Origin of the sequence: Petrotoga sp. Shatin.DS.tank11.9.2.9.3 (assembly GCF_003665005.1) — a bacterium.
GTDB classification, from domain to species: Bacteria; Thermotogota; Thermotogae; order Petrotogales; family Petrotogaceae; genus Petrotoga; species Petrotoga mobilis.
In genome coordinates this window covers 203,973-226,384 of record NZ_JGVT01000005.1, presented here as the reverse complement: position 1 = coordinate 226,384, position 22,412 = coordinate 203,973, and the positions used below count along the sequence as shown (strand labels likewise).

Annotated in this window: 24 protein-coding genes and 2 tRNA genes; 17 read left to right on the top strand and 9 right to left on the bottom strand. The window is 33.7% G+C overall.

Annotated features, from left to right (window positions below; all coding sequences use genetic code 11):
- The first annotated feature begins 252 nt into the window (after nucleotides 1-252).
- From BZ25_RS06060 to BZ25_RS06050, 3 genes are read left to right on the top strand one after another with little or no spacing between them, the layout of a single operon-like run.
- Nucleotides 253-1,164: an RluA family pseudouridine synthase gene (locus tag BZ25_RS06060; RefSeq protein WP_121514495.1), complete on the top strand. Its 912-nt coding sequence runs from the start codon at nucleotides 253-255 to the stop codon at nucleotides 1,162-1,164.
- Nucleotides 1,165-1,174: 10 nt separating this feature from the next.
- Nucleotides 1,175-2,563, top strand: a complete 1,389-nt coding sequence (locus tag BZ25_RS06055; RefSeq protein WP_121514496.1) for a DUF5693 family protein — start codon at nucleotides 1,175-1,177, stop codon at nucleotides 2,561-2,563.
- Nucleotides 2,560-2,997, top strand: a complete 438-nt coding sequence (locus BZ25_RS06050) for a hypothetical protein (protein ID WP_012208161.1) — start codon at nucleotides 2,560-2,562, stop codon at nucleotides 2,995-2,997. The genes BZ25_RS06055 and BZ25_RS06050 overlap by 4 nt, the downstream gene beginning before the upstream one ends.
- Before the next feature lie 38 nt (nucleotides 2,998-3,035).
- On the opposite strand, the gene BZ25_RS06045 is transcribed toward BZ25_RS06050, so the two are convergent.
- Nucleotides 3,036-4,241, bottom strand: coding sequence for a pyridoxal phosphate-dependent aminotransferase (locus BZ25_RS06045; protein ID WP_121514505.1), 1,206 nt, complete (start codon nucleotides 4,239-4,241; stop codon nucleotides 3,036-3,038).
- A gap of 358 nt (nucleotides 4,242-4,599) precedes the next feature.
- Between BZ25_RS06045 and BZ25_RS06040 the strand changes: the two genes are divergently transcribed.
- Nucleotides 4,600-5,382, top strand: a complete 783-nt coding sequence (locus BZ25_RS06040; RefSeq protein WP_199676864.1) for an ECF transporter S component — start codon at nucleotides 4,600-4,602, stop codon at nucleotides 5,380-5,382.
- 53 nt (nucleotides 5,383-5,435) lie between these two features.
- On the opposite strand, the gene BZ25_RS06035 is transcribed toward BZ25_RS06040, so the two are convergent.
- Nucleotides 5,436-6,050 (bottom strand): superoxide dismutase, encoded by a 615-nt coding sequence (locus tag BZ25_RS06035; RefSeq protein WP_121514506.1) that lies wholly within the window; start codon nucleotides 6,048-6,050, stop codon nucleotides 5,436-5,438.
- A gap of 187 nt (nucleotides 6,051-6,237) precedes the next feature.
- On the opposite strand from BZ25_RS06035, the gene BZ25_RS06030 reads away from it, so the two are divergent.
- The 3 genes from BZ25_RS06030 (at nucleotide 6,238) to BZ25_RS06020 (ending at nucleotide 11,345) form a co-directional block, all read left to right on the top strand.
- On the top strand, nucleotides 6,238-7,407 hold the full coding sequence (locus BZ25_RS06030; RefSeq protein WP_121514507.1) for a metallophosphoesterase: 1,170 nt from the start codon (nucleotides 6,238-6,240) through the stop codon (nucleotides 7,405-7,407).
- A 146-nt stretch (nucleotides 7,408-7,553) separates the two neighbouring features.
- Nucleotides 7,554-10,214 (top strand): pyruvate, phosphate dikinase, encoded by a 2,661-nt coding sequence (gene ppdK / locus BZ25_RS06025; protein WP_121514508.1) that lies wholly within the window; start codon nucleotides 7,554-7,556, stop codon nucleotides 10,212-10,214.
- A gap of 183 nt (nucleotides 10,215-10,397) precedes the next feature.
- A complete protein-coding gene (locus BZ25_RS06020) occupies nucleotides 10,398-11,345 on the top strand; it encodes a methylenetetrahydrofolate reductase (RefSeq protein ID WP_103065968.1) in 948 nt (315 codons plus the stop codon).
- Nucleotides 11,346-11,381: 36 nt separating this feature from the next.
- On the opposite strand, the gene BZ25_RS06015 is transcribed toward BZ25_RS06020, so the two are convergent.
- Nucleotides 11,382-11,457 (bottom strand) — tRNA-Trp (locus BZ25_RS06015).
- Between the two features lie 282 nt (nucleotides 11,458-11,739).
- On the opposite strand from BZ25_RS06015, the gene ffh reads away from it, so the two are divergent.
- The 8 genes from ffh (at nucleotide 11,740) to lepB (ending at nucleotide 17,064) form a co-directional block, all read left to right on the top strand.
- Entirely contained in the window at nucleotides 11,740-13,059 is a 1,320-nt protein-coding gene (gene ffh, locus BZ25_RS06010) for a signal recognition particle protein (RefSeq protein WP_121514509.1), read from the top strand.
- Nucleotides 13,060-13,097: 38 nt separating this feature from the next.
- Nucleotides 13,098-13,433, top strand: coding sequence for a 30S ribosomal protein S16 (gene rpsP, locus BZ25_RS06005; protein WP_012208169.1), 336 nt, complete (start codon nucleotides 13,098-13,100; stop codon nucleotides 13,431-13,433).
- Nucleotides 13,430-13,660 (top strand): KH domain-containing protein, encoded by a 231-nt coding sequence (locus BZ25_RS06000; protein ID WP_012208170.1) that lies wholly within the window; start codon nucleotides 13,430-13,432, stop codon nucleotides 13,658-13,660. Before rpsP ends, BZ25_RS06000 begins: the two co-directional genes overlap by 4 nt.
- On the top strand, nucleotides 13,657-14,223 hold the full coding sequence (gene rimM, locus BZ25_RS05995; protein ID WP_103078466.1) for a ribosome maturation factor RimM: 567 nt from the start codon (nucleotides 13,657-13,659) through the stop codon (nucleotides 14,221-14,223). The genes BZ25_RS06000 and rimM overlap by 4 nt, the downstream gene beginning before the upstream one ends.
- A complete protein-coding gene (trmD, locus tag BZ25_RS05990) occupies nucleotides 14,201-14,992 on the top strand; it encodes a tRNA (guanosine(37)-N1)-methyltransferase TrmD (RefSeq protein ID WP_012208172.1) in 792 nt (263 codons plus the stop codon). Before rimM ends, trmD begins: the two co-directional genes overlap by 23 nt.
- Complete coding sequence (locus BZ25_RS05985; protein WP_121514510.1) at nucleotides 14,985-15,551, top strand: RNA methyltransferase; 567 nt, start codon at nucleotides 14,985-14,987, stop codon at nucleotides 15,549-15,551. The genes trmD and BZ25_RS05985 overlap by 8 nt, the downstream gene beginning before the upstream one ends.
- A 182-nt stretch (nucleotides 15,552-15,733) precedes the next feature.
- Complete coding sequence (rplS, locus tag BZ25_RS05980; protein WP_103065975.1) at nucleotides 15,734-16,093, top strand: 50S ribosomal protein L19; 360 nt, start codon at nucleotides 15,734-15,736, stop codon at nucleotides 16,091-16,093.
- 5 nt (nucleotides 16,094-16,098) lie between these two features.
- A complete protein-coding gene (gene lepB, locus BZ25_RS05975) occupies nucleotides 16,099-17,064 on the top strand; it encodes a signal peptidase I (RefSeq protein ID WP_121514605.1) in 966 nt (321 codons plus the stop codon).
- Between the two features lie 47 nt (nucleotides 17,065-17,111).
- Here the strand turns inward: lepB and BZ25_RS05970 are convergent.
- Nucleotides 17,112-17,199 (bottom strand) — tRNA-Ser (locus BZ25_RS05970).
- A gap of 62 nt (nucleotides 17,200-17,261) precedes the next feature.
- Here BZ25_RS05970 and rsmG point away from each other — a divergent pair.
- Nucleotides 17,262-17,939 carry a 16S rRNA (guanine(527)-N(7))-methyltransferase RsmG gene (gene rsmG, locus BZ25_RS05965; protein WP_121514511.1) on the top strand — a complete coding sequence of 226 codons (678 nt, stop codon included), beginning with the start codon at nucleotides 17,262-17,264 and terminating at the stop codon, nucleotides 17,937-17,939.
- A complete protein-coding gene (locus BZ25_RS05960) occupies nucleotides 17,936-18,715 on the top strand; it encodes a lipoate--protein ligase family protein (RefSeq protein ID WP_121514512.1) in 780 nt (259 codons plus the stop codon). Before rsmG ends, BZ25_RS05960 begins: the two co-directional genes overlap by 4 nt.
- On the opposite strand, the gene BZ25_RS05955 is transcribed toward BZ25_RS05960, so the two are convergent.
- The 5 genes from BZ25_RS05955 to flgG are packed head-to-tail and all read right to left on the bottom strand — an operon-like array spanning nucleotide 18,690 to nucleotide 22,387.
- Nucleotides 18,690-18,971, bottom strand: a complete 282-nt coding sequence (locus BZ25_RS05955; protein ID WP_121514513.1) for a hypothetical protein — start codon at nucleotides 18,969-18,971, stop codon at nucleotides 18,690-18,692. The two genes, BZ25_RS05960 and BZ25_RS05955, sit on opposite strands and share 26 nt — an antisense overlap.
- Complete coding sequence (locus BZ25_RS05950; RefSeq protein WP_121514514.1) at nucleotides 18,972-19,958, bottom strand: flagellar basal body P-ring protein FlgI; 987 nt, start codon at nucleotides 19,956-19,958, stop codon at nucleotides 18,972-18,974.
- A 12-nt stretch (nucleotides 19,959-19,970) separates the two neighbouring features.
- On the bottom strand, nucleotides 19,971-20,606 hold the full coding sequence (locus BZ25_RS05945) for a flagellar basal body L-ring protein FlgH (protein WP_121514515.1): 636 nt from the start codon (nucleotides 20,604-20,606) through the stop codon (nucleotides 19,971-19,973).
- A 2-nt stretch (nucleotides 20,607-20,608) separates the two neighbouring features.
- The gene (gene flgA / locus BZ25_RS05940) at nucleotides 20,609-21,541 is read right to left on the bottom strand and encodes a flagellar basal body P-ring formation chaperone FlgA (protein WP_158245249.1); all 933 of its coding nucleotides are present in this window, start codon (nucleotides 21,539-21,541) and stop codon (nucleotides 20,609-20,611) included.
- Between the two features lie 60 nt (nucleotides 21,542-21,601).
- Nucleotides 21,602-22,387: a flagellar basal-body rod protein FlgG gene (gene flgG / locus BZ25_RS05935; protein ID WP_012208182.1), complete on the bottom strand. Its 786-nt coding sequence runs from the start codon at nucleotides 22,385-22,387 to the stop codon at nucleotides 21,602-21,604.
- Between the last annotated feature and the right edge of the window lie 25 nt (nucleotides 22,388-22,412).

The following is a 22,412-nucleotide window of genomic DNA, read 5'->3' as shown; positions in this document are numbered from 1 at the left end:
TCAATTCAACAAAGTCAAGTTATATTAAAATTTTTAAGGTAATACAAAAGATAAGAAAAAAGATTAAATTTTTCAAAAAAATCCCAAAACCAGAAAGAACATTTTATTTTTTTCTAGGGATATAAAATATTCCAAGGTTTTTTCACAAGAAAAACAAAAAGGTGATATAATAAATAAACGAATGAATATTGCGTCAAAAAAGTTTTTCTTTTTTTCGGCAAGGAGGTTAATCTAAGGGAGGCTCATTTAAGGTTGGAAAAAGAAACAACAGTGAACGAAAAAAATTATTATTCTAGGTTAGACACGTTTATAAGAAAAAATTATCCCGAAATAAAATTGGGAGCTATTTATGGTTTGATAAGAAAAGGTTTTGTTAAAGTCAATGAAAAGAGGGTCAAAAAGAACAATTATATCTTAGAAATAGGAGACAACGTTAAAATTATTCTGGATGAAAATAAATTAGAAGAATTATCCAGACCTACTCAACCTTCTTTAAAGGCAAGACCAGTCTCTTTTGACATTATCTATGAAGATAAAGACCTTCTAGTGATAAACAAACCTGCCAAAGTGTCTGTACATCCGGGTTCTAAAGAAGAAATGGCAACGATAATCGAAGGAGTGATGCATTACTCACGAGGTGAATTTGAGCCTCACTTGGTACATCGTTTAGATAAATTAACATCTGGGGTAATGGTTGTGGCAAAAAACAAGCAAACAGCTCGTGAGTTAACACAGTTAATAAAAAGTAGGGAAACAAAAAAATATTACGTAACTTTATTGGTAGGGAATTTAAACAAAAAAAGTGGAGAATTAGTTTCTACAGTTTATGGTAAAACAGCACAGTTAAAATTTAACCTTAAGAAAAAATTCGATTTATTTGGTGAGCTATATTCTTTGGTAGAGATTGAATTATACACAGGCAGAAAACATCAAATAAGAGTTCAATTCGCTGATTTAGGTTTTCCCATCGCTGGGGATGATAATCACGGGGATAAAAAGCAGAATAAGCTTTTAAGAAAAAATTATGGTTTAAAAAGAATTTTTCTTCATGCGAGTAAGATTTCTTTTGATTATAATAATAAGCATTACGATTTTTATGCACCGCTGAGTGAAGATCTTCAAACTGTATTGGACAAACTGGAGAAAAGCCCAAAGAGGAATTGAGGGATCTAAAATGAACAAAATAAGAAAGCCGATAATTTTTATTACTTTATTTAGCTCTTTGATTTTCTTCTTTTACGCCTTTTATATTGATTATCAAAATTCTAAAAATTATTCTATACTGCCTACAGAAGATCAATTGAATTCTGAACAAAAAAGCGGCTATAATTACTTGGTTTATAACCAATATGCCATATTAAAAGACTTTGAATCTCAAGGCTTCGAAGAAGATCAATCTTTTCTAAGAGAATTAACAAACCAATACAATTGCCTACTAGTTGTCGAGTTTTCTGATTTTGATAAGTATTTTACAGAAATAAAAGATAAAATGAATAAGGACATCCTTAATAATATGAGATATGTACATTACATCAAACCTGGAGAAATAGATAAATTTGATGATCAGATGATAGTTCAAAGATTTCATAGGGCATTGAAAGAGAGAAAGATAAGATACTTTTTGTTCCCCGATCATCCAAGGACCCCAGAGCTAATAAGATTAGTTCAAAAAGATTTAGGAACCCCAGTTACAATCGATTCAATTAAGTACTCTTCTCCCAACGTTATCGTTCCATGGGTAGGTTTTGGACTCATCACAATGAATTTATTAGTATATATACCCCTTTTTGCTATCTTATATATTTTGGCTTTTTTCTTTTTATACAATTGGTCTTTCACTTTGGCCGCAACTTTGTTTTCAGTCATCATCTTTTTTAGAATTTCTAAAAATAACCTCCTAAAAATAATTGGCTATGCTTTATTATTTGGAGTTTTAGTGTATATGAGCGCTTACAACTCTTTATTTATCTTCAAGCTTAACAACGTTAGAGGGATCAAAATTCTACTTTTAGTTTTGCCTTTGTTAGTACTGTTGAAAGCGTTTATGGATTTTACCGGTTTTAGATTTAGCAAATTTAATATCGCGGAATCTTTTAAGAAGGTTAAAGAGTTTAAATTTAACAAGTCGGATATTTTATTACTTATTTTTGTCGCATTTGCTGGGGTTATATACATAGTTAGAAGCTCAAATTGGGGTTTTGTTACAAATTTTGAAAGAAGGGCTAGGGATGCTTTAGAAAGGGCACTTATAGCCAGACCACGAACAAAAGAACTTATTTCGTATTTGTTTTATTACACAACTCCTCTTTCAGGGAGAAGGTTTATATGGGACTTTTTTAAGGCTTTACTACCGGTATCGATACTTGACACTTTTTTACATATACACACACCGTTGAACTTGAGTGTCTTACGAACGCTCAACGGTTTTTTAGTTTCTCTTTTACTTTTGTTAGTTATAATATTAATAGAAAACTTGTATAGAAAGTTTACATATTCAGCTCATGCACCGCAAGAAGAAAATATTAGCCAAGAAAATTCAACCGCCGAGGAGGGGATAGAATGAATAACTTGAAAGTTTTTTTAAGAAGCATAGCAATTATTGGAAGTATCGTGGTAGCGGGACTTTCTGTCTACTTGTTTTATCTTGAAAGTGTCAATCAAAGACTTTTCGAGTATTTTAATTTTTCGGATTTTTTAAACTTTCTTTTTATAGGTTTATTTGTCGGATTGGTAGGAGGTTTAATATTTTTTTATTTTCTGTTTCTATTTAACAAAAAATACGGTATGACATTTTCGATCATACTACTTAGTGTGCTTTCTGCTTTGTCTATTGTTGTATACTCTTCAATGATTTTAAGCGTTATTTTTATTGCCAACCTTATTGGATTATCTTTGGCAATATATTTCACAAGGCAAAAGCCGGAAAACAAAAAGTACGTTAAACCTTCATCGCCCAAAACTGCCAAAGAACAAACTGACAAAAATTCAGAAAATTAATTCAAAGGCGCCGTATATTGAAACGGCGCCTATTGATATCATTTAACTTTTATTTTTCTCTCATTGTAAACGGTCACAGCTTCTTTTAGGATATTACAAGCCTTTCTTAACTCTTCGCTGTTTAATACATAAGCGATCCTTATTTCTTGCTTGCCAGCACCTGGTGTAGCATAAAAGCCTGACAACGGTGAAACCATTACAGTTTCTCCATTCACATCGAAGTCTGTAAGCATCCACTTAATGAACTCCTCAGAATCATCGATCGGTAGTTTAACGGAGAGATAAAATGAACCATGGGGTTTCTTACAAACGGCTCCTTCGATCTTTTTTATCTCTTCGTATGCAGCGTCCCTTCTTTTTTGGTACTCTAATGCAACACCTTGATAATAATCTTTCCCCAAATCCTTTAGTAACCCTAAAACACCAAATTGAGCCAACAAAGGTGGAGATAATCGAGATTGAGCAAATTTCATAACTTGCTCTAAAAGTTTTTTGTTTTTTGTAGCAAAAACTCCAATTCTTGCGCCACAAGCACTGTATCTTTTTGACACACTGTCTATCAAGATGAATCTGTCTTTGTCTTCAAAATCCATGACGGATACATGCTTAGTTCCATCAAAAGTGAATTCTTTATATACCTCATCTGATATTACAAATATGTCTTTTTCTTTTGCAAAGTCAACGATTCTTTTTACTTCTTCGTAACTGTACACAGCTCCTGTCGGGTTTGAAGGATTTGAAAAGATTATTGCCTTAACGTTTTCGTTGTAAGCCTTTTCGAATTCTTCTATACTTGGAACAGCGTAGCCGGTTTCCGGATCCGATTTCACTGGGCAAAGTTTTACATTTAGCATCTCTGCAAAACCTTTATAATTAGCATAAAAAGGCTCTATAACCATTACTTCATCTCCTGGATCTGCAACAGATGCCAAAGCGAAAATTGCTGCCTCGCTTCCACCTGTAGTGACGATCAACTCTTGGGGGTCAAAGTCTATATCCCACAATTTATAATAATCGGAAAAAGCCTCACGTAACTCTAATAGCCCTGCAGAATGACTGTAATAAATTACTTTGGATGAGTACTTTTTTATCCCTTCGAAGAATGCTTTAGGTGTTTCAATATCAGGTTGCCCTATGTTTAAAAGGTAAACTTTTTTACCTTCTTCCTTTGCCCTTTCTGCATATGGAACTAATTTTCTAATAGGAGAAAATTGTGTATTTAAAACTCTTTGAGATATTTTCATATCTTGCCCTCCTCATTCTCATTTTTATTATCTCTTCTGAGACTTGCTCCCCTTTGCCCCGCTCCCCACCCAGTTTCTTTCCCCATTCCGTAGGGATAAAGTATAAATTTATTTTCTAACAGTACTTATTATAATTTAAATAAGCTAAAAAGTCAAAGGACGCCAGAGCTGATTATAAGTGATTATAGCTTTTTACAGGCAATTATTCAAGCAATGAAAAAAATTTCATAGAAAATATTTTCTCATTAACGAAAGATATATTTGAACTGTTGTATTCAAAGAGTGGATGTTGTATAATTAAGTGAAAAATAAGGCTTTTAGTTTATTATTGGATTTCTACTTAGAGGAGGAATTTATATTGAAAACGAAAGATGTTGCAATTTCTGGTATAATGATTGCCTTAGTTTTTGTTTTAACCTTTGCTATAAAAATTCCTGTCCCGTTCACAAGGGGCTACGTACATTTGGGAGACAGCATGATATTCATTTCAGCAATTTTGTTTGGCAGGAGGGTTGGAGCTTTAGCCGGAGGATTAGGTTCGGCTTTGGCAGATTTGGTTGGAGGTTATGCTTATTGGGCTATACCTACTTTAATTATAAAGTCCGTTATGGGGGCTTTAGTCGGTTGGATTTCCGATAGTTATAGAAACAAATATTCGGGCAAAAAAGAACTTACAATTTTTCTCTCAAGTATAGGTATATGGTTGGCTTTTTCCTTAACTCTTTCCTTATTCTTAAAAAACTTGATAGCGAATTTAGCTACTTCTCCTTTCACTAACAATTTAATGAATGAATTGGGATATGAAAATATAGAAGAGTTAGAAAATTTTTTATTAAACGCTAGGGGATTAATCAACATTATTCTTTTAGCAATACCAATAGCCATAATACTAATTTCGTTGTTTCTTAGGGGGAAGGATTCAAAAATCTTCAGATTAGGTAATTTGATGGGAAGTATGATAGCCGGTCTATGGATGGTTATAGGATACTTTTTTACAGGTAGAATCATAGTTGGTAATTGGGTGATGCCTATTTTTGAGGTACCTTGGAATGTTTTACAATTCACCGTAGGAATTATCGTTGCATACATAGTGTTATTTGGGTTACAAAATACAAAGCTTTTTGAAAATTCCCAAAAGTAAAATAAGTAATCTCGGTTGCATAAGCAACCGAGATCTTTTTGTTTTACTATTATTTATTTTAGCAACATTTCATACCTTTTAGTAACTGCTTCCCAATTAACTATGTTCCACCAAGCTTGTATATATTCGGGTCTCTTGTTTTGATATTTTAAATAATAGGCGTGTTCCCAAACATCTAAGCCTAACACAGGTTTTAAACTGTATGTAATAGGATTATCTTGATTTGGTGTGGATAGAATCGAAAGATGCCCGTAGTTATCTAAAACCAACCAAGCCCATCCGCTCCCAAATCTTGTTGCTGCAGCATTTGAAAATTCCTCTTTAAATTTGTCGAAACTTCCGAAAGTCTTATCAATACTTTCAGCTAACTTTCCAGAAGGTTCGCCACCACCGTTGGGTCCCATTATTGTCCAAAATATGGAATGATTGTAATGTCCGCCTCCGTTATTCCTTACTGTTGTTCTAATATCTGCCGGTATATTGTCTAAATCCTTGAGAATGTCTTCTATACTTTTGCTTGCCCATTCAGGATATTTTTCTAAGGCAGCATTTAAATTTTTAACGTAACCTCCATGATGCTTAGTGTGGTGAATCTCCATTGTTGTAGCATCTATGTAAGGTTCTAGAGCATCGTAGGGATAACTCAATTTTGGTAATTCAAAAGCCATAATTACACCTCCATAATTTGATTTAATTTCCGATAATTTTTGTCGTAATTAAATTATACCACACATTTTGTTATTATGCAAGTCGAATTTGAGGTTCATATATTTTTAATAAATCTTATAAAAAGTGGAAAATGTTTGTGTTATAATTACCTTCAGAATTTCGAAAAAATCTGCTGGAGGAAACCAAATGAAGGTTTTTCTGAGTGATTTGCACATCGGTTTAGGTAATGAATCAGATGACTTTATATACGATGACAGACTAATCAAGTTACTACGTGATCTTGATGATGAAAACAATGAGTTATTTATCGTTGGAGATTTTTTCGAGTTATCTAATTTAATCAATGATGGTCTCATGATGGATACAGCTTCTGAATATGCAGAAAAATTTGATCCCTCTTTAATAGATACAATATTTGCTAGCCATGAAAAGATGATCGAAGAGCTCCGAAAATTTTCAAAAAAACATAACATTTATTATATCGCAGGTAACCACGATTATTACATTCTTTTGAATCAAAAAATAAACGAAAAGATCAAAGAAGCATTCGAGAATTGTGAAATTTTACCCTATTATTATGATCCAAACTTAAGATTATTTGTTATACATGGTAATCAGTTCGATATAGTCAACAGATTGAGCAAAGATAAAGATGGAAACCTTATTCCGCCATTTGCAGAGTACATGAACAAATACATGAATTATAATTTTGGAAAAGTCGCCGGGAAAATTCTACCTGCTGAGCTTTTTTCAGATTATCAAAATATTTATCCTCAGTTGGATGTTTTCAAGTGGTTGGATATCGTAAAAGAAAAATATGATCTTAATTACAATTTAAAAAACAAATGGATCGAAACCTTCACACAACTAATTAAAACTCCTCAGGTAAAGAAATGGATGAAAATCAATTTTCCGGGTGTAAATATTCTATCCAATATATTCGTGAATAACTTAGGGGGCATGAAATTAGGTGAAGCTATAGTTAGAGTAGGAATGTTCTTTAGAAGTATGAGAAATTCGAATTCTCTTTTAATGAAGGCAGAAGAACTTTTAAACGATAAATTCTATATACCGAAAGAATATCTTATTGGGTTTTATGATCAGGATATCTCTTTTGCTAAGGGAGAAATACAGGGAATAGTTATGGGCCATAACCATAGAGCGTCCTTTAATATCATAAAAAACGGAGGCTTAAAAGAAGTTTATATTAATACTGGAACATGGAAATTCATGGTAAATAGAAATTTTGGAATAAATAGAAATGAGTTCGTCAAAAAAAAATTAATTTCCTATCTATTGATAGACGACTCGAATAAATCTATGAATTTTAAATTAGTTAGGGAAGAAGCATTTTAAATTATTAAAATTGTATGTTAAATTTTACCCAAATGAGAAATAGAAAAAAAGTAATTAGAATATAATTAAATAAAGTGTGATGATTTAATCACATTGGTTTTTTTGTAATTATAATTTTTTCATAAAAATAGCTAGGAGGGAAACAGATGGGAAAAAAGTACGTATTCGTGTGGAATAAAAACCGAGTAGAAGGTAACTCGAAAATGAAAGACATTCTTGGTGGAAAAGGTGCTAACTTAGCAGAGATGGCATCTTTAGGTTTGCCAGTACCTCCAGGTTTCACTATTTCAACGGAAGTATGTAAATATTATTGGGATAATGGCAGAAAATTCCCAGAAGATCTCCAATCGGTTGTTGAAGAAGCCATGAGGGAGCTTGAAAACGTTACGGGCAAAAAATTCGGTGACAACGCAAATCCTCTTTTGGTTTCAGTCAGGTCAGGTGCTGCTGTTTCTATGCCTGGAATGATGGATACTATATTGAATTTAGGTCTTAACGATGAATCAGTAGAGGGATTAGCCAAGCTAACTAACAACGAAAGATTTGCTTGGGATTCTTATAGAAGATTTATCCAAATGTTTGGTGATGTTGCTTTAGGTATCGCCCATGAAAAATTCGAAGAAGCCCTTAATGAAGTCAAAAAAGAAAAAGGCGTAAAACAAGATTTAGAATTAGATGCGAACGATCTCAAAAAAGTTGTTGAATTATACAAAAAATTGTACAAAGAAGAAGGGAAAGAGTTCCCACAAGATCCTATGAAACAGCTTTGGATTGCTATTGAAGCAGTTTTTGGAAGTTGGAACAATCCAAGGGCTATAAAGTATAGACAAATTAATGAAATGGATAAACAAGGGCTTTTAGGAACCGCTGTGAATGTAGTTGCTATGGTTTTTGGTAACATGGGAGAAGACAGCGGTACAGGTGTTGCTTTCACAAGAGATCCAAATACTGGTGAAAAGAAATATTATGGTGAATTTCTTACCAACGCACAAGGGGAAGATGTCGTTGCTGGTATAAGAACTCCAAAAAGTTTGGATGAGTTAAAGAATATCAATCCTCAAACGTATAACCAATTGCTTGAGGTTATGGATAAATTAGAGAAACATTTTAGGGATATGCAAGACATAGAATTTACAGTTGAAAAAGGACAATTATATATGCTTCAAACAAGAAGCGGAAAAAGAACTGCTGCTGCGGCTGTTAAAATTGCGGTAGATATGGTAAAAGAAGGTCTCATAAGCAAACAAGAAGCAGTTATGAGAGTTAAACCGGCAGATATAGAAAAATTATTACATCCTATTTTCGATTCTAAAGAATTAAAAGATGCCCAATACATTGGAAAAGGATTACCCGCATCTCCTGGTGCTGCTACAGGAAAAATTGTTTTTAGCGCAGACGATGCCGAAAAGCTGGCAAAAGATGGTGAAAAAGTAATTCTCGCTAGACCCGAAACATCCCCCGAAGATGTTGGCGGTATGAACGTTGCAGAAGGAATATTAACATCACGTGGAGGCATGACTTCTCATGCTGCCGTAGTTGCAAGAGGAATGGGTAAGACAGCTGTTGTTGGAGCAGAAGATATAGTAATTGATTTAAAAAACAAAGTTATAAAATCTAATGGAGTAGAATTAAAGGAAGGCGATTGGATTTCCATCGATGGAAATGAAGGAAAAGTTTACGCTGGAAAGATCAAAACAGTTAGACCAGAAGGGTTAGCAGGGGATATTTCAGTATTGCTTGAGTACGCAGATGAGGTTTCAGTTTTAGGGGTCAGAGCAAACGCAGATATCCCAAGAGATGCAAAAGTTGCAAGGGAGTTCGGAGCTCAAGGAATTGGACTTTGTAGGACAGAACACATGTTCTTTGGACCAGAAAGAATAAACAAGATGAGAACTATGATCGTCTCAAAAACAGAAGAACAAAGAAAAGCAGCTTTAGAACAACTGTTACCATTTCAAAGATCAGACTTCAAAGGATTATTTGAAGAGATGGAAGGATTTTCTGTTACAATAAGGCTTTTGGATCCACCTCTTCATGAATTTGTTCCAGAGAGCGATGAACAAATAAAAGAAGTAGCAAAAATGATTGGAATCAGTGAAGAAGAATTAAGAAGTACAGTTAAAGATCTAGAAGAATTTAACCCAATGATGGGTCACAGAGGTGTGAGATTAGCTATCACTTACCCAGAAATAGCAGAAATGCAAACAAAAGCAATAATTTTAGCCGCTATAGATATGATAAAAGAAGGTAAAAAGGTACAACCAGAAATAATGATCCCATTAGTTGGAAACGTAAAAGAACTCACCATCCTTAAAGAATCTGTCAAAAGGATAGCTGACGAATTAATAAAAGAAAACAACGTAGACTTAGAATACAAAATCGGAACAATGATCGAAGTCCCCAGGGCCTGTGTTGTTGCTGATCAAATTGGTGCTGAGGCTGATTTCTTCAGCTTTGGAACCAACGATCTTACACAACTTGGCTTAGGTTTTTCAAGAGATGATTATGGAAAATTCATTGGAGATTACATTGAAAAAGGTATCTACGAAAAAGACCCATTCCAACAAATCGATAGAGAAGGCGTTGGAAGATTAATAAAACTTGCTTTGGACGGTGGAAGATCAACAAACCCAAAATTGAAGGTAGGAATTTGTGGTGAACACGGTGGAGACCCCGATTCTATTGAGTTTGCACACTTGGTAGGGTTGGATTATGTAAGCTGTTCTCCATACAGAGTACCAGTCGCTAGATTAGCAGCTGCACAAGCAGCGGTAAATTATAAAAGAGGCAAAACAGTTAATTATTAATCAACAGGTAAGAAATTCAGAAACAATCAGAGTTTTAAAAATAAGATATTGATCTTATTATAGTTACAGGGTGGAGACCTCTCCACCCTTTTTGTTATTTAGCCCATTAACTGTTGACTATTTTTTGCTAGTATGTTAAAATTGAAAAAATGTTTTATTATATCTTTTCCGGGGTGATCCATAATGAAGATAGTAGATTTGATTAAACAATCAAACAAACCTGTTCTTTCCTTTGAAATTATCCCACCTAATGTTGGAGAAAGTATTGATTCAATATTTAATGTTGTGGATAATTTAATCGAATTTTATCCTAAATTTATCAATGTCACTAAGCATGCCAACGAAATAGAATATGTTGAAGAAAATGGGAAGATCATGAAAATCATCCAAAAGAAGAGGCCTGGGACCGTCGGGGTAAGTGCTTCAATAAAACATAGATATAATATCGAAGTTGTTCCTCACTTAATATGTACAGGCTTTAACAAATATCAACTAGAAGACATTCTAATAGACCTAAACTATCTAAGGATAGAAAACATATTCGTCGTAAGAGGAGATAAGAAAAGGTATACATGGAAAGAAACCGATGAATACGAACATGCAAGTCAATTAGTTGAGCAAATAGCAAATATGAACAGAGGAATATACACGTTCCCAACAAAAGAACATAATTCTACAAATTTCTGCGTGGGCGTTGCAGGATACCCAGAAAAACATTTTGAATCCCCAAACTTTGAAAAAGATTTGGACTATTTGAAATTAAAGGTCGATATGGGGGCAACATTCATAATAACTCAGATGTTTTTTGACATCGAGTATTACAAAAACTTCGTTAATAAAGTTCGAGATCTCGGCATAGAAGTGCCAATAATTGCAGGCATCAAACCGTTGGGAAGCAAAAAAACACTATACAACATCCCTAAAACTTTTCATGTTAATATACCTAAATCCATTGTGGAAGAGTTTGAAGACGCAAAATCATCTCAAGATGAATATATTATAGGAGTAAGGCACGCAATAAAACTAATTGAGCAACTTTTAGAACTGGGAGTTCCAGGAGTACATCTTTTTACGATGGGGAAAGGAAAGATAGTAAAAGACGTTTTAAGTGCATTTAAGGGAATTTTTTAGAATTTCGATGGGTGGGGAGCAAAGGAGAAATAAAAATGGCACGCCCGGAGGGAATCGAACCCCCAACCTGCGGTTTTGGAGACCGCCGCTCTGCCAGTTGAGCTACAGGCGTATTGCTACAATATTATAACATAAAAGTAGAGATCTATCAAGCATTTTTTTCTTTAAATTAGAGTGAATTGATTTGTTAACAATAATGTGATAAGCTTATGAATAGAGAAATACAACGCGTATTTTAAAATAAGTGTTCTTCTATTTATATTATAAAAAATTTAATGTAATAGTAACTTTAAATTATACCTCGTCTTCTACTTTTTTCATACTTTTTACCAAATTTCTTTCTTTTTATAGTATACTAAGGAAGGATTATTTTAAGTCATGGGGTGAGCAAATAATGTTTGAAAACTTACAAAAAAAGCTGACAGGAGTCTTCAAGAACCTATCGGGTAAAGGAAAATTATCCGAAAAAAATATAAAAGATGCTGTTAGAGAAGTGAAACTTTCTCTCTTGGAAGCAGACGTTCACTATAAAGTGGTAAAAGAACTGATTGACAGAGTCAAAGAAGAAGCAATTGGATCTAAGGTTCTCGAAAGTTTAACCCCTGATCAAGAATTTATCAGAATAGTTAGAGACGATTTAATAGAATTGATGGGTGGTAAAGAAAACAATAAAATTACCATTTCTCGTAATCCAGGTTTTATAATGCTTACGGGTTTGCAAGGAAGCGGTAAAACAACAACCGCCGCTAAGTTAGCAAATTTTTATAAGAAAAAAGGAAAAAACCCTTTGTTAGTTGCTGCCGATACTTACAGACCAGCGGCTATCGATCAACTTGTACAGTTGGGTGAGGATATTGGCATTCCCGTTTTTACTGGTGACAGAGTAAACGCTTTGAAAATTGTAGAAGAAAGTAAAAAATATGCAGAAAAGCTTTTGCATGATATTGTTATTGTAGATACCGCAGGGCGTTTACACATCGATGAAAAGATGATGGAAGAGCTAGAAAATATAAAAAAATTAATCAATCCTGATGAAATTTTGATGGTTGTCGATTCAATGGTTGGTCAAGATGCAGTTAATTCAGCAAAAGAATTTAACGATAAATTGGATCTTTCTGGTTTTGTTGTTTCAAAACTCGACGGTGATTCTCGAGGCGGGGTCATCATCTCTATTAGGTACATAACTGGAAAACCCGTCAAATTAGTTGGTGTTGGTGAGAAGATAGATGATTTGGAAGAGTTTTACCCAGATAGATATGTTGGAAGAATTTTGGGAATGGGAGACGTACTTTCTTTCATAGAAAAAGTAGAACAAGATATAGATAAAAAGAAAGCAGAAGAAGATGCCGAAAGGTTTATGGATGGAAAGTTTGATTTAAAAGACTTTCTCGAGCAAATTCGACAAATAAGAAAATTAGGGCCTCTAAGTAGTCTTTTAGAAATGGTTCCCGGTGTCCCAAAGGAGCAAGTAGATGTAACAAAAGGTGAGCAAGAATTAAAAAAATTCGAGGCAATAATAAATTCAATGACCCCTAAGGAACGTAAAAACCCAGGAATACTTACTTATTCAAGAAAACAGCGGATAGCCAAGGGAAGTGGGACAACTCTGCAAGATATTAACAGACTATTGAAATCATACGATCAACTGAAAAAAACTATGAAGCAAATGAAGAAACTAAAGGGCAGAAAACTAATGAACAATCTACCGTTTTGAAATACCAATAATAATTAAAAATATATGGAGGTGTATTAATGGTAAAAATCAGATTGAACAGGATGGGAAGGAGACATCAACCGTTTTACAGAATAGTTATCGTAGACTCAAGAAACAAAAGGAGCGGAAAATATATAGAATCAATAGGATACTATGATCCTCTAAATAACTCAAACCAGTACAAAGTCGATGAAGACAAGGCTTTAGATTGGCTTTTAAAAGGTGCTCAACCCACAGACACAGCAAGAAGAATTCTTAGAAAAATGGGTGTTATGAAAAGATATGATGAAATAAAATTTCAAGCTAGAAAAGAAAAGGGTGTCAAAGAATCTAATGAAATTGTTGAACCAGAAGGAGAAGAAGTTAAAGAATGAAAAATCTGCTTTTAGACATTTTGAATAACATCGTTAAACATCCAGATGAAATAAAGATAGTAGAGTCCAACGAGGAACAAAACGTAATATTTGAAATATATGCAAATTCTGAAGATGTTGGACAAATAATTGGAAAAGACGGTAGAACTATTAAATCCATAAACATTCTTTTAAACGCAGCAAAAAAAGATCCTGATAAGAAATTTATCTTAAAAGTAATTAGGTGAGTGAATTGAACAGTTTATCCAATCTTTTGGACAACAAAATCTCTGTGGCAAAAATTGTTAATAGCCATGGAGTGCACGGAGAAGTAAAAATAGTACCTTTTACCAACGTAAAAGATGTGATAACGAACTTAGAAGAAGTTCTTTTATACAACACCTCAACCAGAAATTTCTTCTTTAGTAAGGTACTACAAGTTAAACCATTAAATAAATTTTTTGTATTGAACTTACGTGGAATAAAGGACATGGACGAAGCTAAAAAAATGATAGGGTATGAAGTTTTTATCGATAAGAAAGATCTTCCTTCTCTTAATAGTGAGGAATATTACTGGTATGAGATTTTAGATTCTGAGGTGTACTATGAAGATGGGGAATACGTTGGAAAAGTAGAAGAAATAATTCAAACAGGTGCAAACGACGTTATTTCTATAAAAAACCTTGAAGATGATAAAGAAGTTCTCATACCAATGACAGATCATTACATTGTTGAGTTAAAAAAAGAGGATAAAAGTATTATAGTAAAAAAGATAGAGTGGTACGAAAATGGAACAAATCAAGCGGATTAAAATTAGTGTTTTGACTATTTTCCCTGGTATGTTTGATATAATCAGAAACTATGGAGTAATCAAAAAAGCTATAGAAAAAAAATTAGTTGAAATAGATATACTCAATTTAAGAGATTACACAACCGATAAACACAAAGTAACTGATAAACCTGGTTACGGTGGAGAAAATGGAATGGTTATGCTGGCAGAACCTTTTTATCGTTTTTACGATGAATACATACTATCTAAGAACCACAAACCTTATGTAGTTTTACCTTCTCCCCAAGGCGAAGTATTTAATAACGATTTAGCTTTTGAGTTAGCAAAAAAAGAGGAATTAGTTTTTTTCTGTGGAAGATACGAAGGAATAGATGAAAGGGTTAGAAAGATCGTTGACAAAGAAGTTTCAATAGGAGATTATGTTTTAACCGGCGGTGAAATCCCTACCATGGTTATTATTGAAACTCTTTTAAGATTTTTGCCCGGAGTAATAGGTTCAAAAACAAGCGTGGAAAACGATTCCTTTTACAATGGGCTTTTAGATTATTCACACTACACCAAACCTCAGAATTTTAGAGGGATGCAAGTGCCAGAAATTCTGTTAAGCGGAGATCATGAACGTATTAGAATCTTTAGAAAAAAAGACAGTTTGTTAAAAACGATATTGAAGAGGCCAGATCTATTTATAAAGAAAGAATTAGATGAAGAAGAAAAAAAGATTTTAGTAGAGATTATTCAAGAAATGTTTAACAAAAACCCTGATAATTTTAAGGAGTCCAAAGATGTTTGATAAACTATATGTGGCCTTAATTCACTATCCTATTCTAAAAAAAGACGGAAGCATTGTTTCAACAGCCGTTACAAATTTTGATGTTCACGATATTTCAAGAACCTGTAAAACTTATAATGTTAAAAACTATTTCTTAGTTACTAACTTGCCTGCTCAAAGAAAGATTGTAGAAAAAGTTTTAGATTACTGGCTCAACGGATATGGAGGAGAATTTAATCCCAACAGAAAAGAAGCGCTTGAAATATTTAAAATAAAAAATTACCTGGAGGACGTTATCGAAGAAATAGAAAAAAATGAAGGAGAACGACCAAAGATAGTTTTCACTTCTGCTAAAGCAAGAAATAATGTAGTTTCTTTCGAGGAACTAAAGAACCAGATAAAAGATTCCGATCATCCATTTTTAATTCTTTTTGGAACCGGTTGGGGAATGCCAGAAGAAATTAGGGAAATTTCTGATTACGATTTAGAACCTATTAGAGCTAAAGGAAAGTTCAACCATCTCTCTGTAAGGGCGGCGGTTGCAATAACATTGGATAGATTAATAGGTGAAATTGTTTGATTTCTAGACTCTTCTGTTGGATAGATTGTGGTTTTGCAGCTTTGTGCAAAATGGTTCTTTATAATGCTTTAGAAACAATTTCCATATTCACATTTGGGCAGCAAATGATGTTACGTGAATTTGGGTTTCTTAAGGGGTTTACCCTAGACACTACGAAAAATAATATTTGGGAGGTTTTAAAAATGGACAAAATCATAAATGCAGTAGAAACAAATTATAAAAAAGAAGATATCCCTGAAATTAGGCCGGGAGATACTGTAAGAGTCAACGTGAAAGTTGTTGAAGGGGAAGGTGAAAAGAAAAGAGAAAGAATCCAACCCTTTGAAGGACTAGTAATAAAAATAAGAGGCGCTGGCCTAGGACGTTCTTTCACTGTTAGGAAAATGGGAGCAGATAGAGTAGGTGTTGAAAGAATCTTTCCATTTCATTCCCCATCAATAAGCAGCATAGAAGTACTGAAAAAAGGTAAAGTTAGAAGGGCTAAACTTTATTACCTGAGGGATGTTAAAGGGAAGATAAGGATCAAAGAGAGGAAGGATTGAGCCTTTTGAAAGAGGCTACTAAGAAGAAAATTAAAGATGAGACCTTAGATTGGATTTACGCCATAATATATGCATTGATATTTGGAACAATTATCAGACTGTACGTATTTGAAACAATGATGGTTCCAACACCTTCTATGGTTCCAACAATTCAAGTATACGACAGGTTGTTTGTAGAAAAAGTTACTTATGAATTTGCCGAACCAAATAGAGGCTCGATAGTGGTCTTTTGGACACCTTTTGTGGACATTAGGGCCCAACAACAGTTACGTACTTTTGATAGGTTTATGGATTTTTTTGCTCCAGCACAATTTGAGGGCCATGTAAAATACGTTAAGAGATTGGTGGGCAAACCGGGGGATACCTTAAAACTGGTACCGGTTGAAGAAACGTTTTGGGAAGATATTAAAAATGGAGAAATTCAAAGTACTCCCGAATGGTTAGATTTTATTATTGATTATTATGAAAGTGTAGATTATATCCCAACCCAGATAAAAAACAAGGTTTCAAAACTAGAAATAAACGGAGAAATACTACCTGAATTTGAAAATATTTATTATTTAAGAGATGCAATATTTGAGGATCCTAAATTTTTTGATTATATAGCCTATCCCGATCAATACCGTTATGAAATTGCTACATCTGATTTATTTTTTATGTATAAGGATAACTTCACGGGTAGGTTGATACCAGCTAAACCCACTATTGAATGGTACAGAGAAATGAGAGATACACTCTTATTTACCGATTTTTATGAAAATGAACTTTCAAAATTGGATTTACCTTCCTTAATATTCAAAGATGAAGAAGGCCTTGTAAATATAAAAATTCCAGAAGGATACTATTTCTTCATGGGTGATAATACATTGGAAAGTCAAGATAGCCGCTTTTTTGGATTTGTTCCTGTTGAGAATGTTATTGGAACAACTTTTTTAAGAATTTACCCGTTTGACAGGTTCGGTAAGATATAGATAAGTATATTAAAAACCGCCAAAAGGCGGTTTTTTAAGTTTAAGAATGGCGGAGACGGTGGGACTCGAACCCACACGGGGTGTAACCCCATCGGTTTTCAAGACCGACGCCTTAGCCAATTAGGCTACGTCTCCAAAACAATATGAACAAAATGTCCAACCCACAGGAATTATAACATATAAGGAGCTCTTTGTCAATGAAAGAATCGGATGAAAAGGTCCAAAAAATTAATAAATACATTGATATGCTGATTAACTATCCAGTAAATTTGACTGCCTATGAAAACGAAAAGGATGCCTTTGAAAACCTAATTTTAGACAGTATAATTCCTATTGAAGCAGAAGACAGCTTTTTAAATTCAAAAAAAATTGTAGATATAGGAACCGGAGGAGGTATACCTGGTTTAGTATGGGCTATATACTTCCCAGAAAAAGAGTTTTATCTAGTAGATAGCGTATCAAAAAAGGTAGAAGCTTTGAAAACTTTTATAAAAGAGTTAAAATTAACTAACGTTTATTTGTTCTGTGAAAGAGCAGAAGATTTTGCAAAAACTCACAGAGAATATTTTGACTTTGCAACGTGTAAAGCGTTAGCCAGAAGTGATATCGCATTAGAATATTTGGCACCACTCGTGAAAGTAAATAGCTATATATCTCTATTCAAAGGCCCATCATACTACACAAATGAAATGAAATATACACAAAATGTGTTGAAAAAGTTGAACATAGCTGAATTTAAAGAAATTGAATACGAAATAGGAGAAGACAAAAAGAAAAGGTATTTTATACTTTTTAAAAAAATTGGAATCACCCCCCAAAACTTTCCAAGGCAAGTAGGAATTCCAAAAAAATTCCCTTTAGGAGAAACCAAATGATAAAAATTATTGTTGATGAGCCTTATGAGGGTTCTATGAATATGGCACTGGATATATCCATAGCCAAACTAAGTGCAATTAGAAAAATTTCAACATTAAGGATCTACCAATGGAAATACCCTACCTTATCCCTTGGGAAACATCAAAAAACAGATAACCTAAACTGGGAGTTTATAAAAAGTAAAAATATCTCTGTTGTAAGAAGACCCTCAGGTGGGAGAGCGGTTTTACATAAGGATGAAATAACCTATTCCTTTTCAACTTTCGTTAACAACGAAAACTTACCAAATAATCTACTTGCCAGCTACATGAAAATCTCCCAAGCGCTAATAAGATCATTAAACGAATTAGGAATAGAAGCAGATCTTGAAAGGTCAAAAAAAGAAGGAGTAACCAAAGACCTTTGCTACGATGCCCCTTCATTTTATGAGGTGAAAGTCAACGGAAAGAAACTAATTGGAAGTGCCCAATACAGAACAGCGAATTTCATTCTACAACATGGTTCAATTCCAATTAAACATGACTATGAAACCTATATTAATTCTTTTAAATATTCTCATACTGATTGGATAAAACATCATTTAACTAGTTCTACCATCGATTTAGAAACAATTTTAAAAAAACCTATTTCAAAGATGGATATAGTCAAAGCTTTTGAAATAGGTTTTAAATCGGTCTTCAAAGAAGAAATATCAGAAGGCTTTTTAGAACAAGACGAAATAATTCTTGCACAAGAAATAAAAAATAATTTCACCGTTCTGGAGGAAAAGATTTAACAATTTGATTTACCAAGGGTTTTAAGCTTTTTTGAGTCAATAGATTAGCATACTCAACATTTATCCATTCTTTAATCCATTTTTCTGCGTTTGATTCGGGAATTAATTTATCCTCTTTAAACAATTCATCATCTTGGGCAGAGTTCAATATCTTTGCAAAGATGTCTGATACAAAAGCTTCTGTTGCGTCTCTTACACTCACTTCATTATAATTTATACCAGTTACATTAAATGCGGGACCAATTATGTTCGCCATCTACATCACCACCAAATCAGCATATAGGTAAGCTTGGGCGCTTTGAATAATTGCAATTATATCTTGAGGAGTTGCTCCAGCTGTTTTCAGAGCTGTAATCAAATTTGAAATCGTTGCAGGTTTCCCACTTATTTTTCCGTTTTCAACACTTACACTGAAGTTACCATAACTAACAGTGAAATCTGCTATTTCAACATCTCCTCCCAAAACTATCGTTCCCGTTTTTTCGTTAATTACTATCTTGGCTTTTACATCGGGAGTTATCTCTATTTCTTCAATTAAAGCTAAAAAAGATATAATATCATCTTCAAAATATTTAGGCACTTCTATCCTAATTGACGATGGATCAAGAGCTTTTGCAATTTTTAATGAAAAAGTTGAGTTTATTGCGTTGGCAACCCTCGCCGATGTTGTTATATCCGGTTGTTTCAAGTTGATAGTCACAGTGTTTTCATTTACAATCTGTGCAGGAATTTCTTTTTCTATAATTGCCCCTTCAGGAATGTACCCGACAACTTTGTATCTTTCTTGCAGGTTAGATGATGAACGAATATTTGCTCCTCCTGTTAAGACATTCCCTTGTGCAACGGCATAAACTTTATTATCAGCACCATAGAGGGGTGTTTGCATTAAAACTCCATTTTCAATCGAGTCAGAATCTCCTATAGCAGCTACGGTGACGTCTAATCTCATACCTTCCTTGTAAAAAGAAGGTATATCAGCAAAGACCATAACAAGTGCTGTATTTTCTGTTTCTACATAAGAGGTAAGATTGATGTTAAAGTTGGCTAGCATATTGTTTATCATTTCAGAGGGTACGTCCCCTGAATCACCACTACCATTTAACCCTGTAACTAAACCTATTCCAAATAATTGATTGTCCCTTGCACCTCTGAAATCAGATATATCTTTTATTCTAACACCGGCAAAGACATATACGTTTATAATTAAAATTAATAAAAAGGTGACAAATAAATTTTTCCTCATTTTGACTCCCTTCTAAAAGAATATATTTGCTATTCCTGAAAGTATAGAGGTTAACCATGACGGTTCATTAGGATCCTGTTGGAAAACTATATCTCCATCGTACCAAATTTTTGCATTAGCTAAACTGGAAGAATAAATAGTTCCATCTCTTGCTATATTTTTTGGAGAAACGTAACCTTCAACAATCATAGTATTTCTGTTGTTACCCACTTTAATTTCCTTTTCTCCTCTAATTTTTAAAAGTCCGTTTTGGTCTTCTTCTTGTATTATTGCGGATACAAATAGCTGAACCTCTGCAGAAGAAGAAGCGCTTTTTTGATCGTTTTGTACACTAACCTGCGCAGGATCTCCAGCCCCAATGGGCAAAAAATTGGATAAATCTACCCCTCCTATATTTGTAACTACTGAGTTAACCGTATCAACGGACGCCTTTTTATAATCAGGCATATTTTCCGATAAAGAGAGGGAAGGATTTTCTGAAACAACGATGGTTACAACATCTCCTACTCCAAAATCCTGGTTATAGTTGTAAATAGAATTACCTTCTTCATCATTTTTATTCCACAATGACTCAGAGAAACCAAAACTAGTTAAAAATAAAAAAATCAAGAAAAAAATAAAAACTTTTGAAAACTTTTTATTAGTCATTCTTACAAACCTCCTAAACTAACAAGAAGTATAGGACCTTCCTTTAGTTTACCAGTTATTATGTTTCCGCTTTCAACATTCCTAACGCTCAAAGTATCTCCAAAATTCGCATTTGTCATAGCCCTTGCCAAAGTAGAAACCTTTATGCCCTCAAATTCTACCAAAACCGTTACAATGTCTCCAGCTTTAACATCAGGTATACGCTTCAAATAAGTTGAATCTACTATTTCACCTTTTTTTACATCTTTTGTTAATTCATAACTTCCAGATCTTAACAATTCTACATCTACAGGTTTATTGTTGATGGTTAGAACGTTTTTAGTAGCTGGTTCTGTTAATTCTTCATTCAACATTGTTCCTCTGGTTAAATCTTTGGAATATACAAGCACTTCTTCATATTTTGATACATTGGCAATAACTGTAAGTACCTTTTGATTGTTTTTATCGTCTTTAATGTTCAAGCTTAAATACAACTTATCGTAGCTTTGAAAGATCTTTATCACTTCTGCTGATAAAACCTTTTCAGGAAGAACCTTTAGATCAATACTATTCACAGTCAAAGAATTGTCGTACTCTTTTATCTTTTGCTGTAAAAAACTTTCTAAATCAATGTAATTAACATCTAGGTCTTTTTGATCGTTTTTGTATACAACCGTAACCGTACTTTCTTCAAAAACTAGTTCAAAATCGCTGTAATAACTACTCATTAAACCGTACAAAATTTTTGAAAGCTCTATTTCAGAATAAATTATCTTATCATTAACTATATAAGAGATAGTCCTATCTGACTTCATTTCTGGGAATATATCTTTGAGAGAAAAAATCCAATCTTCACTGAATATAACTGCCGGAATTGTAAAAACTATGCTCGAAAAAACAATTGATGATGCAAACAACATCACAGAAAAAAATATAATTTTGATTAATCGTGTCAAAGTCATCAACTCCCTGTCATTTAACAACTACCATCAAAAATACTCAAGGGAGATTACGGTTTATCTCTTAACATTTGAAACTGTTCTCAACATTTCATCAGCGGTTGTGATAGTTTTAGAATTAATATCGTAAGCTCTTTGTGCAACTATCATATCTACCATTTCTTTAACGACATCGACGTTAGACTTTTCTAAATAACCTTGTTGTAAAGCTCCAAATCCATCCTGCCCAGGTATCCCTTCCGTTGGATTACCGGAAGCAGGCGTTTCAGAATATAAGTTATTACCTATGGGTTTTAACCCTCCAGGGTTTAAAAATCTAACAGTGGTGAGATTCCCTACATTTTGAATCGTTCCATCTCCCAAAGAAACACTCACTATTCCATCCGGAGAAACGTTTATTCCCACAGAATTTTGAGGAATCACTATATTTGGAATAACCATCAATCCATCACTGGTAGTAAGTCTACCGTTGGCATCCAATTTAAAAGAACCATCTCTAGTATAGGCTATACTTCCATCTTGCATCTGAACCTGAAAAAATCCATCTCCCATGATCGCTATATCGGTAGAATTGTCTGTTGGCTCTATGTTTCCTAATGTGAAGATCCGTGTTGTTGCAGCCAAACGTGTGCCGTGACCTACATAAAGACCTGTTGGTAAGGTTGAACCTTGAGCAGTTGGAGTACCTGCTTCTTTTACAGAGGAATATAACAAATCTTGAAATTCAGCTCTTTGTTTTTTATATCCTGTTGTATCCACATTCGCTAAATTGTTTGAAATGATATCTAACTTTCTTTGTTCCGCATTCATACCAGTTGCAGCATTATACAAAGACACTAACATAATTTACCCCTCCATTTAAAAATCT

Coding starts and splice junctions, on each gene's coding strand:
- BZ25_RS06055 (WP_121514496.1), top strand. CDS start 1,175: ATGAACAAAATAAGAAAGCCGATAATTTTTATTACTTTATTTAGCTCT.
- BZ25_RS06050 (WP_012208161.1), top strand. CDS start 2,560: ATGAATAACTTGAAAGTTTTTTTAAGAAGCATAGCAATTATTGGAAGT.
- BZ25_RS06045 (WP_121514505.1), bottom strand. CDS start 4,241: ATGAAAATATCTCAAAGAGTTTTAAATACACAATTTTCTCCTATTAGA.
- BZ25_RS06035 (WP_121514506.1), bottom strand. CDS start 6,050: ATGGCTTTTGAATTACCAAAATTGAGTTATCCCTACGATGCTCTAGAA.
- BZ25_RS06030 (WP_121514507.1), top strand. CDS start 6,238: ATGAAGGTTTTTCTGAGTGATTTGCACATCGGTTTAGGTAATGAATCA.
- ppdK (WP_121514508.1), top strand. CDS start 7,554: ATGGGAAAAAAGTACGTATTCGTGTGGAATAAAAACCGAGTAGAAGGT.
- BZ25_RS06020 (WP_103065968.1), top strand. CDS start 10,398: ATGAAGATAGTAGATTTGATTAAACAATCAAACAAACCTGTTCTTTCC.
- ffh (WP_121514509.1), top strand. CDS start 11,740: ATGTTTGAAAACTTACAAAAAAAGCTGACAGGAGTCTTCAAGAACCTA.
- rpsP (WP_012208169.1), top strand. CDS start 13,098: ATGGTAAAAATCAGATTGAACAGGATGGGAAGGAGACATCAACCGTTT.
- BZ25_RS06000 (WP_012208170.1), top strand. CDS start 13,430: ATGAAAAATCTGCTTTTAGACATTTTGAATAACATCGTTAAACATCCA.
- trmD (WP_012208172.1), top strand. CDS start 14,201: ATGGAACAAATCAAGCGGATTAAAATTAGTGTTTTGACTATTTTCCCT.
- BZ25_RS05985 (WP_121514510.1), top strand. CDS start 14,985: ATGTTTGATAAACTATATGTGGCCTTAATTCACTATCCTATTCTAAAA.
- rplS (WP_103065975.1), top strand. CDS start 15,734: ATGGACAAAATCATAAATGCAGTAGAAACAAATTATAAAAAAGAAGAT.
- rsmG (WP_121514511.1), top strand. CDS start 17,262: ATGAAAGAATCGGATGAAAAGGTCCAAAAAATTAATAAATACATTGAT.
- BZ25_RS05960 (WP_121514512.1), top strand. CDS start 17,936: ATGATAAAAATTATTGTTGATGAGCCTTATGAGGGTTCTATGAATATG.
- BZ25_RS05955 (WP_121514513.1), bottom strand. CDS start 18,971: ATGGCGAACATAATTGGTCCCGCATTTAATGTAACTGGTATAAATTAT.
- BZ25_RS05950 (WP_121514514.1), bottom strand. CDS start 19,958: ATGAGGAAAAATTTATTTGTCACCTTTTTATTAATTTTAATTATAAAC.
- BZ25_RS05945 (WP_121514515.1), bottom strand. CDS start 20,606: ATGACTAATAAAAAGTTTTCAAAAGTTTTTATTTTTTTCTTGATTTTT.
- flgG (WP_012208182.1), bottom strand. CDS start 22,387: ATGTTAGTGTCTTTGTATAATGCTGCAACTGGTATGAATGCGGAACAA.